General features: G+C 72.5%; 11 protein-coding genes. 6 read left to right on the plus strand and 5 right to left on the minus strand.

Translation table 11 applies throughout. From position 1 onward, the window contains the following. The first annotated feature begins 34 nt into the window (after nucleotides 1–34). Nucleotides 35–607: a helix-turn-helix domain-containing protein gene (locus tag ACTWQE_RS02270; protein WP_443327061.1), complete on the plus strand. Its 573-nt coding sequence runs from the start codon at nucleotides 35–37 to the stop codon at nucleotides 605–607. Nucleotides 608–677: 70 nt separating this feature from the next. Continuing rightward, entirely contained in the window at nucleotides 678–1,232 is a 555-nt protein-coding gene (locus tag ACTWQE_RS02275; protein WP_443327062.1) for a YbaK/EbsC family protein, read from the plus strand. A 10-nt stretch (nucleotides 1,233–1,242) separates the two neighbouring features. Here the strand turns inward: ACTWQE_RS02275 and ACTWQE_RS02280 are convergent, their stop codons facing one another. Continuing rightward, nucleotides 1,243–1,650 (minus strand): CoA-binding protein, encoded by a 408-nt coding sequence (locus ACTWQE_RS02280; protein ID WP_443327063.1) that lies wholly within the window; start codon nucleotides 1,648–1,650, stop codon nucleotides 1,243–1,245. A gap of 57 nt (nucleotides 1,651–1,707) precedes the next feature. Here ACTWQE_RS02280 and ACTWQE_RS02285 point away from each other — a divergent pair, with 57 nt between their 5' ends. The 4 genes from ACTWQE_RS02285 (at nucleotide 1,708) to ACTWQE_RS02300 (ending at nucleotide 7,415) form a co-directional block, all read left to right on the plus strand. Then, complete coding sequence (locus ACTWQE_RS02285) at nucleotides 1,708–2,337, plus strand: YigZ family protein (RefSeq protein WP_443327064.1); 630 nt, start codon at nucleotides 1,708–1,710, stop codon at nucleotides 2,335–2,337. 97 nt (nucleotides 2,338–2,434) lie between these two features. Further along, nucleotides 2,435–2,884 (plus strand): SRPBCC family protein, encoded by a 450-nt coding sequence (locus tag ACTWQE_RS02290; RefSeq protein ID WP_443327065.1) that lies wholly within the window; start codon nucleotides 2,435–2,437, stop codon nucleotides 2,882–2,884. Between the two features lie 242 nt (nucleotides 2,885–3,126). After that, nucleotides 3,127–4,308, plus strand: a complete 1,182-nt coding sequence (locus ACTWQE_RS02295) for an exonuclease SbcCD subunit D (RefSeq protein ID WP_443327066.1) — start codon at nucleotides 3,127–3,129, stop codon at nucleotides 4,306–4,308. Next, nucleotides 4,305–7,415 (plus strand): AAA family ATPase, encoded by a 3,111-nt coding sequence (locus ACTWQE_RS02300; protein ID WP_443327067.1) that lies wholly within the window; start codon nucleotides 4,305–4,307, stop codon nucleotides 7,413–7,415. The genes ACTWQE_RS02295 and ACTWQE_RS02300 overlap by 4 nt, the downstream gene beginning before the upstream one ends. 375 nt (nucleotides 7,416–7,790) lie before the next feature. On the opposite strand, the gene ACTWQE_RS02305 is transcribed toward ACTWQE_RS02300, so the two are convergent. The 4 genes from ACTWQE_RS02305 to ACTWQE_RS02320 all read right to left on the minus strand — a co-directional run bounded on the left by ACTWQE_RS02305 (nucleotide 7,791) and on the right by ACTWQE_RS02320 (nucleotide 10,891). Further along, nucleotides 7,791–8,162 (minus strand): toxin Doc, encoded by a 372-nt coding sequence (locus ACTWQE_RS02305; protein WP_443327068.1) that lies wholly within the window; start codon nucleotides 8,160–8,162, stop codon nucleotides 7,791–7,793. A gap of 3 nt (nucleotides 8,163–8,165) precedes the next feature. Next, complete coding sequence (locus tag ACTWQE_RS02310) at nucleotides 8,166–8,414, minus strand: hypothetical protein (protein WP_443327069.1); 249 nt, start codon at nucleotides 8,412–8,414, stop codon at nucleotides 8,166–8,168. A 160-nt stretch (nucleotides 8,415–8,574) separates the two neighbouring features. Then, a complete protein-coding gene (locus tag ACTWQE_RS02315; protein ID WP_443327070.1) occupies nucleotides 8,575–10,260 on the minus strand; it encodes a DUF885 domain-containing protein in 1,686 nt (561 codons plus the stop codon). Between the two features lie 139 nt (nucleotides 10,261–10,399). Next, the gene (locus ACTWQE_RS02320) at nucleotides 10,400–10,891 is read right to left on the minus strand and encodes an Lrp/AsnC family transcriptional regulator (RefSeq protein ID WP_443327071.1); all 492 of its coding nucleotides are present in this window, start codon (nucleotides 10,889–10,891) and stop codon (nucleotides 10,400–10,402) included. Between the last annotated feature and the right edge of the window lie 57 nt (nucleotides 10,892–10,948).

Below are 10,948 nucleotides of genomic sequence, written 5' to 3' on the forward strand. Positions count from 1 at the left end.
AGTAAACTTAGCCATCCAGAATATTGGACGGAACGTGACGGACCTCGATCACCTCACCCAGTCCCTCGCCCGCAACCTCAAGCGCTGGCGCAACGAGCGGGGCTTCACCCTGGACGGTCTCGCGGCGCGCGCGGGCGTCAGCCGAGGAATGATCATCCAGATCGAGCAGGCGCGGACGAACCCGAGCGTGGGGACGACAGTGAAGATCGCCGACGCGCTCGGGGTGAGCATCACCACACTGCTCGACTACGACCAGGAGCCACGCGTCCAGGTGGTGCCGCCCGACAAGGCCGTACGGATGTGGTCCACCGAGGCCGGCAGCTCGACGTCGCTGCTCGCCGGCACTCAGGCCCCCGGCCCGCTGGAGCTCTGGTCGTGGCGGCTCATGCCGGGGGAGAGCAGCGCCTCCGACCCGCACCCCGCCGGAACGTTCGAACTGATCCATGTGACGGCCGGGGAGCTGACCCTCGTCGTCGAAGGTGAGGAGCACCATCTGAGGACCGGGACCTCCGCCACCTTCGAGGCGAGCGGTGACCATGCCTACCGCAACGACGGCACCGAACCCGCCGAGATGATGATGGTCGTCTCGGTGCCGCCCGTGCGCTGAGGTCACGGGCCGCCGCCTCCGTGCCCTGAGGCGGCAGCCGTGCGGGGCCGCTGTTTGTTAGCGTGCGAGCGTGCGCGCCCCCATCGGAAACTTCGACGTCGTCCGCCCCGCTGCCGAGTGCCTGGACGAGCTGCCGCCCCCGGTCGCCGACGCGGTCCGGGACTGGAGCGGCTCGGTGCCCGTGGAACAGCTGCTCCACGTGGACTCCGACCCCGAGAAGGCGGACACCGCCGTGTTCGCCGAGACCTACGGCCCCGGGCTCCTCGAGGCCTCCGCGAACTGCGTCGTCGTCGTGGGCAAGCGTGGCCAGGAGTCCACGCTCGCGGCCTGTGTGGTCCTCTCCACCACCCGTGCCGATGTCAACGGCACGGTCCGGCGCCACCTCGGAGTGCGCAAGGCGTCCTTCGCCCCCATGGACAGGGCGGTGGGGGAGACGGGTATGGAGTACGGCGGCATCACACCGCTCGGGCTTCCGCCCGGCTGGCCCCTGCTGGTGGACGCGGCGGTGATCGACACGCCGTACGTCGTCATCGGCAGCGGTCGTCGCCGCGGCAAGCTGCTGATTCCCGGCAAGGCCCTCGCCGAACTACCCGGTGCCACCGTCCTGGAAGGCCTCGGCGGCTGAGGGCCGGTCCTCAGCCCAGGCGCGGTATCTCGATCGCCGGACAGCGGTCCATCACCATGTCGAGACCGGCCGCCCGCGTCCGCCCATATGCTTCCTCGTCCACCACCCCGAGCTGGAACCAGACGGCCTTCGCGCCGATCGCCACCGCCTCGTCGGCGACCGGACCGGCGAGGCGGCTGTTGACGAAGACGTCGACCACGTCCACCGGGAACGGGATGTCCGCCAGCGTGGTGTACCCCGGCTCGCCGTGGACGGTCTCCGCCTTCGGATGCACCGGCACGACGCGCTTTCCGTAACGCTGCAGCACGCGGGCCACCCCGTGGGCCGCCCGGCGCTCGTTGTTCGACAGCCCGACCACCGCCCAGGTGTCGCCCGTGCTGGTCAGGATCCTGCGGATCGTCTCCGGGTCTGCGTACATGCCCCGCTCAACGACCGGCCCGGCGGGACCATTCCCGGGCCCGCATAGGGTGGGGTGATGCAGGAGCAGTACCGGACGGTCGACCGTGAGGGCGTGCACGAGACCGAGATCAGCAGGTCGCGCTTCCTCTGCGCGCTCGCACCCGCCGCGACCGAGCAGGAGGCGCAGGCCTTCGTCCAGCGCATCCGCAAGGAGCACCCGGGCGCGACCCACAACTGCTTCGCGTACGTCATCGGCGCCGACGCGGGCGTGCAGAAGGCGAGCGACGACGGGGAACCCGGCGGCACGGCGGGCGTACCGATGCTGCAGATGCTGCTCCGCCGCGAGGTCCGGTACGCCGTCGCCGTCGTCACCCGCTACTTCGGCGGCGTCAAGCTCGGTGCGGGCGGGCTCATCCGTGCGTACGGCGGCGTGGTCGGCGAAGCCCTCGACGTGCTCGGCACCGTCGTCCGGCAGCGTTTCCGGCTGGCCACGGTCACCGTCGACCACCAGCGCGCCGGAAAGCTGGAGAACGACCTGCGCGCGACCGGGCGCGAGGTCCGGGACGTGCGGTACGCGGCCGAGGTCACCCTCGAGGTCGGGCTGCCGGAGGCCGACGTGGACGCCTTCCGAGCCTGGGTGGCCGATACGACGGCGGGCACGGCTCGCGTCGAACTCGGCGGCGAGACCTACGGAACCGTCCGATAACGTTCCGAATCGCCGGGCGTCACCGGGTATTGACGCGACTTGACCGGGTACGCGGGCGGGCGGACCAGGAAATTCGTCTGCAGAAAGGGCTCTTGTCATGTCGCAGGTCGAGGAATCCGTCGAGGTCGACGTTCCGGTTCGCGCGGCCTACAACCAGTGGACACAGTTCGAGGAGTTCCCCCGGTTCATGGAAGGGGTGGAACGCATCGATCAGATCGACACCCTCCGCACGCACTGGGTGACCAAGGTCGCCGGGGTGGAGCGGGAGTTCGACGCGGACATCACGGAGCAGATTCCCGATGAACGCGTGGCGTGGACCACGGTGCAGGGCGAGGTACGCCAAGCGGGGGTGGTGACGTTCCACCGCCTCGACGACGCCCGCACCAAGGTGATGCTGCAGCTGGACCACGATCCGCACGGCATCTCCGAGAAGGTGGGCGACAAGCTGGGGTTCGTACGCCGCCGGGCCAAGGGCGACCTGGATCGCTTCAAGACCTTCATCGAGGCGCGTGGAGCGGAAACCGGCGCCTGGCGGGGACAGGTGTGATGATTCCGGCGAGATCTCCCCGAAGCGGGATATCCCCGAAAAAGTGTCGCCGGACCGGCCTTGAGAGGCCGGTCCGGCTGCGTTTGCCCCCAGGGCTCCTGATACGGGGGCGAAAACCGAGGTCGGTGACGAATCGCGCGACCATCGGCGCTAGCGTGGTGGCCGCTGAATGCTGAATCGAAGCCGACGTGGGGCCGGCTGCCGGGGTGGAGGAAGAGGGACATGCGGGTCGGAGCGGCCACTTGAGACTGCTGCACACGTCCGACTGGCATCTGGGCCGGTCCTTCCACCGGGTGAGTCTCCTCTCCGCCCAGGCCGCGTTCGTCGACCATCTGGTCGAGACCGTACGGGAGCAGCGGGTCGACGCCGTACTCGTCGCGGGTGATGTCTACGACCGGGCGGTGCCGCCCCTGGCGGCCGTCGAGCTGTTCGACACCGCCCTCCACCGGCTCGCCGGGGCGGGTGTGCCCACGATCATGATCTCCGGCAACCACGACTCCGCGCGCAGACTCGGCGTCGGGTCCGGGCTGATGGAGCGGGCTGGTGTCCATCTGCGCACCGACCCGGCGGGCTGCGGTGTGCCGGTGGTCCTGGCCGACGACCACGGTGACGTCGCGTTCTACGGTCTTCCGTATCTGGAACCCTCCCTCGTGCGGGAGGAGTTGGGCGCCAAGGGCGCCGGACACGCCTCCGTGCTGACCGCCGCCATGGACCGGGTGCGGGCGGACCTCGCGGGCCGCCCGCCCGGCACCCGCTCCGTCGTCCTCGCGCACGCCTTCGTCTCCGGGGGCGCCGCCTCCGACAGCGAGCGGGACATCACCGTGGGAGGTGTCGCGGCCGTTCCCGCCGACGTCTTCGACGGCGTCGACTACGCCGCCCTCGGCCATCTGCACGGCTGCCAGACCATCAGTGAGCGCGTCCGCTACTCCGGCTCCCCGCTCGCCTACTCCTTTTCCGAAGTCCACCACCGCAAGAGCATGTGGCTGGTCGACCTCGGGCCGGACGGCGCGCTCGCCGCGGAGCGGACCGACTGCCCGGTGCCCCGCCCGCTCGCCCGTATCCGCGGCCGGCTCGAGGACCTCCTGAAGGACCCCGAGCTCGCCCGCCACGAGACGGCGTGGGTGGAGGCGACCCTCACCGACCCCATGCGTCCGTACGAGCCCATGGCGCGGTTGGCCGGGCGCTTCCCGCACATCCTCAGCCTGGGCTTCGACCCCGACCGGGACGCCGAGGACCCGCTCGCCTCCTACGCCCAGCGCCTCCAGGGCCGCACCGACCGGCAGATCGCCGAGGACTTCGTGGCCCATGTACGCGGCGGCTGCGGACCCGACGCGAACGAGCGGGCCGTCCTCAGCGGCGCGCTCGACGACGTACGCGCCCGCGCCGCGTCGATGCACGACGGCTCACCCGAGGGGGCCCGTTGAGGCTGCACCGGCTGCGGATCACCGCTTTCGGCCCCTTCGGCGGCACGGCCGAGGTCGACTTCGACGAGCTCTCCGCGGCGGGCCTGTTCCTGCTGCACGGCCCGACCGGCGCGGGCAAGACCTCCGTCCTCGACGCGGTCTGCTACGCCCTCTACGGCGGAGTGCCCGGCGCCCGGCAGGGCGGACAGACGCTGCGCAGTGACCACGCCGACCCCCTCACCCCCACCGAGGTGCTCCTCGACCTCACCGTCGGTGAGCGGCGCCTGGAGATCACCCGACGGCCGGAGCAGCCCCGCCCCAAGAAGAGGGGCGACGGCTTCACCCGTGACAAGGCGCACAGTCTGCTGCGCGAGCGCGTGGGCGGGGAGTGGAAGCCGCTCAGCCGCTCCCACCAGGAGGTCGGTGAGGAGGTCGGGCAACTGCTCGGAATGAGCAGGGAGCAGTTCTGCCAGGTCGTCCTGTTGCCGCAGGGCGACTTCGCCCGCTTTCTGCGCGCCGGCGCCGAAGCCCGCGGCACGTTGCTCGGAAGGCTCTTCGACACCCGCCGCTTCGCCGCGGTCGAGGACCGGCTCGGCGAACTGCGCGCCGCCGCCCAGCAGCAGGTGCGCAGCGGCGACGAACGTCTGCTGGCCCTCGCGCACCGCATGCGGCAGGCGGCGGGTCACGACGCCGGTCCGGCCGCCCTTCTGCCCGGCGAGGCGGAGGACCGGCCCGCGGCCGTGCCCGCGCAGCGCTCGCAGACCCGTCCGAAGGGACGTGCGGAGGGGACGGTGCCGGTTCCCGGTGAGCCGGGGCTGGCCGACGCCGTACTGGAGTGGGCCGCCCTGGCGCGTACGACCGCGCGCGAACAGCTCACCCTTGCCGCCGTGATGGTGAGCACCGCCGAAGCCGGCCATGCGGCGGCGGTGGAGGAGCTGGAGTCCGTACGGGAACTCGACCGCCGCCGGCAGCGGTACGCCGCCGCGCGACAGCGCCGGGAGGCGCTCGAGGCACAGCGCGGTGAGCGCGAACGGGCCCGGTCCGGACTGGAACGCGCCCGCAGCGCCGACGCCGTGGTCCCCGCACTGCGGCTGCGCGAAGCTGCCGGAACCGAGCACCGGCAGGCGGACGACGCCGCGCGACGGGCCCGCGAAAGGCTCCCCGAGGAGCTGCGGGAAGCGCCTCGCGCGAGGCTGGCCGAGGCCGAGCGCGAGGCCCGTAAGGAGCTCGGCTCGCTCGCGGCCGCCCGCCGCGCCGAGGTGCGCCACTCCGCACTCGCCGCCGAACTCGCCGGGCTCGAACGGGACTCACGCGCGGACGAGGACCTGCTGACCGAGGCGGCCGACTGGCTCAGCGGCTGGGACACCGTCCGCCGCCACCACCAGCAGCGCATCGAACGTGCGGGAACAGCCGCCACCCGCGCCGAGCAGCTCTCCGGCCAGCTCGGCCCGGCCCGGCACCGGCTGGAGGCCGCCCGGCGGCGCGACACCCTCGCCGGGCAGGTCCGTACGGCCGAGGACCGCACGCTGCGCGCCCGCGCCGAGTCGGCGGCGGCGCACGAGCGATGGCTGGACCTCAGGGAGCGCAGACTCCGCGGCATCGCCGCCGAACTGGCGGAAGCCCTCCGCGACGGAGAGCCGTGCGCCGTCTGCGGCGGACTGGAGCACCCCGCCCCGGCGCGGGCGTCCGCCGGCCATGTCGACCGGGAGGCCGAGGAGGCGGCTCTCGCGGCCCACCGGCGGACCGAGACCCGGCGTGAAGAGGCCGACCAGCACCTGCGCTCCCTGCGCGAAGCTCTGGCGGGCGCGGACGCCGAAGCGGGCGGTGCCGAGGCCGACGGGCTCGCCGCCACCGTGGCCGAGCTGGAGCAGGCCCTCGATGCTGCCCGCGCCGAGGCTGCCGATGCGCACGCCGCCCGGGAAGCCCAGGCCCGCGCCGAGCGGGAGCACACCGAACGTCTCGACCAGCACCGGGCGGCCGAACGCCGCAGCGCCGCGCGCACCTCCCGCCGGGAAGTGCTACTGCGTGAACTCGCGTCGCTGGAAGAGGAGTTGGCGCAGGTGCGCGGCGCCTCCCGCAGCGTCGCCGAGCGCGCGGCCGAACTGGAAGCCCGGGCCGACCGGCTGGAGGCGGCGGAGGACGCCGCCCGCGGCCTGGAAAGGGCCGCCCAGAGGCTCGGGGAAGCCGACGACCGGCTCGCCGTCGCTGCCGCCGCGGCGGGCTTCGCCGGCCCGGAGGAAGCCCGCGCCGCCGTGCTCGCCCCGGCCGACCGGCGCGCCCTGGAACACCGGCTCGACGCATGGCAGGCCGAGGAGACCGCCGTGAGCACCGAGCTGTCCGACCCCCACCTCGCCGAGGCCGCCCGCCGGCCGCCCGCCGACCCGGCCGCGGCGCAGCGCGCGGTCGATGCCGCCACCCGGCTGCTGCGCGAGGCCTCGGCCGCCGACGACGCGGCCCGTACGCGCTGCGCCGAACTGGACCGGCTCAGCGCCCAAGCCACCGCCGACGCACGCCGGTTGGCCCCGCTGCGCACCGAGTACGAGCGGGTGGCCCGGCTGGCCGCCCTCACCGCGGGGACGTCGGCGCAGAACGAGCACAAGATGCGCCTGGAGTCCTATGTGCTCGCCGCCCGCCTGGAACAGGTGGCCGCCGCCGCCAGCACACGCCTCCAGCGGATGTCGTCCGGGCGCTACACCCTGGTCCACTCCGACGCCAGGACCGGCGGCCGCGGCCGGTCCGGCCTCGGACTGCATGTCATCGACGCCTGGACCGGGCGCGAGCGCGACACCGCCACCCTCTCGGGCGGCGAGACCTTCTTCGCTTCCCTCTCGCTCGCCCTCGGACTCGCGGACGTGGTCACCGAGGAGGCGGGCGGCATCGGACTCGACACCCTCTTCATCGACGAGGGCTTCGGCAGCCTGGACGAGCAGACGCTGGACGAAGTGCTGGAGGTACTGGACTCGTTGCGGGAGCGGGACCGAACGGTCGGCATCGTCAGCCATGTCGCCGACCTGCGGCAGCGCATCCCGGCGCAGCTGGAGGTGGTCAAGGCCCGCTCCGGTTCGGCCGTACGGCACCGGGCCGGGGGCGCCGCGCTCCGAGCGCAGCTCGATGATCCCGGTCAGTAGGGTGTCCGGCCCTACCGCGCCGGGGCCCCCGCTCGAGTGAGCCCGGCATCGCGGTGCCGGCCTCATTGACTCTCGGCCACTACGCCCGCAACCCGGGCCGCGCCGACCCTGCCAGGCGCCCGACGGTCCGCGTGACGGAACGCCTTCCTCCGCAGGAAGGACGGAGGGTGTCCTTCCCGGGCATGGCGCCGTCACGCCGCCCGTGGAACCCGCGCGGCCGCGTGCTGCGCGGGCCAGGGAACGGGGCACCGTGGCTACCTTGCGGCTGGGGTCGGACATGGGACGCAGCACTCTCGGCCCGCCCGAGGCAGATGCACAGCAACTCAGCCCCGCACAAGAGGTCCGGCTGCAAACGGGATCGGCCGCGCCCCGGCGTCATATCCGCCAGGAACGGATGCGGCCCGCCGCGTCGTACACCGTGGACTCGGCCGACTGGAGATCCTTGACGAGCTCGATCAGCTCCCCGTAGGGCGGGTCGATGCCCTCATGGGAGGCGTGCATGTACGCGACGGCGACCCCGCAGGCGAACAGCGCGTTGCGGGACGGGAGTGGGCGCAGCTGCACGATCGTGTGCAGCAGGGACGCCGCCCGCCAGGCGGCGTCGGCGTCCTCTCCTAACTGCGGGGTGTTGACGCGGTGCCGGGCGACGGCGGCGACCAGCGAGGAGTAGTCGTCCACGCCGGGATCGCTGGGGAGGATCTCCGTCTGGCGCGCCAGCAGCCAGCGGATGTCGATGAGGAGATCCACGGTTCAGACGGCCCCGCCCCGGTTCCGCTGCCCCGCCGGGGCGTCGTCGGGGAACGCGGCGTCGAAGGCGTCGGCGTTCTCCCGGACGAAGGACCGGAAGACGTGGGAGGCCTCCGCCATGGCGCGTCGCTGCGCCAGGTCGTCGGTGACGGCCTCGTGCACCAGGGCCTTGAGTGTGACCCCTCGCTCCCTCGCCGCCTCGCGGAGCTCGCTCAGCTCCTCGTCGCTGAAATCAATATTCAGAGCGGGCATGGCCTTACGGTACTGCTCCGGTACCCACATGCGTAGACGTGCAGGTCAGAGCAGTCCGCTCCGGGTACCTTCCGGTGTTGTGCGCTCTGCCCGGTTGGTCCCCGTGACCCGCCGGGCCCGCACGGGTGTCCGGGCACGGCCGGTCCTCACGGACCCGGGTTCAGAGCCGGGACAGCTCGTCGACCAGGTCGTCGAGTCCCAGCGAGCCCAGTGACAGCGCCGCCATGTGCCACTGCTTGGCGTCGAAGGCGGCTCCGTGCCCCGCGCGTGCGGCCTCGCGGCCCTTCAGCCAGGCCCGCTCGCCGAGCTTGTAGCCGATGGCCTGACCGGGCATGCCCAGGTACCGGATGAGCTCGCTGTCGACGAATTCCGCCGGACGCCCGCTGTGCATACCGAAGAACTCCCGCGCCAGCTCGGGGGTCCAGCGCTCGCCCGGGTGGTACGGGGAGTCCGCGGGGATCTCCAGCTCCAGATGCATACCGATGTCGACGATCACGCGGGTGGCGCGCATCATCTGCGCGTCCAGGTAGCCGAGCCGCCGTTCGGCGTCGGTGAGGAAGCCCAGCTCGTCCATGAGCCGCTCGGCGTACAGCGCCCACCCCTCGGCGTTCGCGCTCACCATGCCCACCGTGGCCTGGTAGCGGGAGAGCCGGTCGGCGACGTGCGCCCACTGGGCGAGCTGCAGATGGTGGCCGGGCACGCCCTCGTGGTACCAGGTGGACACCAGGTCGTAGACGGGGAACCGGGTCTCGCCCATGGTCGGCAGCCAGGTGATGCCCGGGCGGGAGAAGTCCACCGAGGGCTGGGTGTAGTACGGGGCGGCCGCGCTGCCGGGCGGGGCGATCCGTGACTCGACCCGCTTGACCCGCTCGGCGAGTTCGAAGTGGGTGCCGTCCAGCGCCTCGATCGCCTCGTCCATCAGCCCCTGGAGCCAGAACCGCACCTCCTCCACGCCCTCGATGTGTGTGCCGTGTGCGTCGAGGTGGGCGATGGCCTGCCAGGGAGTGGCCGCGCCCGGAAGGACCTTCTCGGCCTCGACGCGCATCTCGGCGATCAGCCGGTGGTACTCCGACCAGCCGTACGCGTAGGCCTCGTCGAGGTCCAGGTCCGTGCCGTTCCACAGACGCGACCAGCGGGCGTAACGCTCCCGGCCCACGATGTCGGGGGCGCCCTCGACGGCGGGGGCGTAGGTCTCGCGCAGCCAGTCGCGCAGATCGGCGAAGGCGGCGGTCGCGGTGGCGGCCGCCATGTCGAGCTCGGTCCGCAGCTCCTTGGGACCGTCCGCGGTGAACTCCGCGAACCAGCTGCGGTCCTTGCCGACCCAGTCGTCCAACTGCTCGACAAAGGTGGCCACTTGGCGAGGGCCGGCGGGGAGACCGCGGTCGATGCCCTCGGCGAGCGACGTGCGGTACCCCTCGAGCGCGGCGGGCACCGCGTGCAGCCGCTCGACAACGGCGGCCCAGTCCTCGGTGGTCGCGGTCGGCGTCACCGTCAGCACCGTGCGGACGGAGTGCACCGGGGAGTGGATGTTGCTCACGGCGCGAAGCCCTTCCTGGGCGTCGTGCACGGCGAGTTCGGCGGTCAGCCGCTCCCTCAGCAGCCGGGCGCAGCGACGCTCCGCATCGTCGCCGGCGCCCGGCCGGGTCTCGGCCTCGGCCAGCCGGTCGAGCGTGGTGCGGGCCAGGTCGGCGAGGGCCTGCTGCCCGGCGGGCGAGAAGTCGGGGAGCCTGCCGGAGCTCTCGGCCACCCCCAGATAGGTGCCGGTGATCGGATCGAGCTCGATGAGGGAGTCCACGTAGGCGTCGGCGATCTGACGGGGCAACGGGCTGCTGTTGATGTCGGCCATGCGCCCATCCTCGTACGGCACGGGCCCGCGCGTCACCACCGGTCGGACCGGTGAGCGATCGTACGGTCCGCGGTGATGACGCTGATGACGGCTGGGGTGACGACGGCCGGGGCCAGGGCTGGGGCGGTGGCGGGAAGGGTCACGGCTGCGGTGGTGACGGCAGCGGGGGGAGCAGCGGACCGCACTCCCACTGCTGGAAGATCAGCCGCGTCTCGACCCGGGCCACCTCCCGGCGTGAGGTGAACTCGTCCAGCACGAGCCGCTGCAGATCGGCGGTGCCGGTGACCGCGACATGCACCAGGTAGTCGTCGGGCCCCGTCAGATGGAACAGCGCCCGGGACTCGGGGAGGGCACGCACGCGCTCCACGAACGGCCCGATCAGCTCCCGCCGGTGCGGCCGCACCTGCACCAGCAGCAACGCCTCCAGCCCCCGCCCCAGCTTGGCGGGATCGAGACGGAGCTCGTGCCGGAGGATCACGCCGGAGCGGCGCAGCCGTGCCACCCGGTCCAGACAGGTCGACGGCGCCACTCCCACCTCCGCCGCGAGATCGCGGTAGGTGGTCCGGGCGTCGTTCTGCAGCAGCCGCAGAATCTGGAGATCCACCGGATCCAAAGGTATGGAATCGGTCATTTGCCGAACATAGCACGGAGATTCTCCGACGACTCCCGTCGAACGTTCAGCATCGGG

The organism is Streptomyces sp. 8N706, from assembly GCF_052245415.1.
GTDB lineage: Bacteria > Actinomycetota > Actinomycetes > Streptomycetales > Streptomycetaceae > Streptomyces.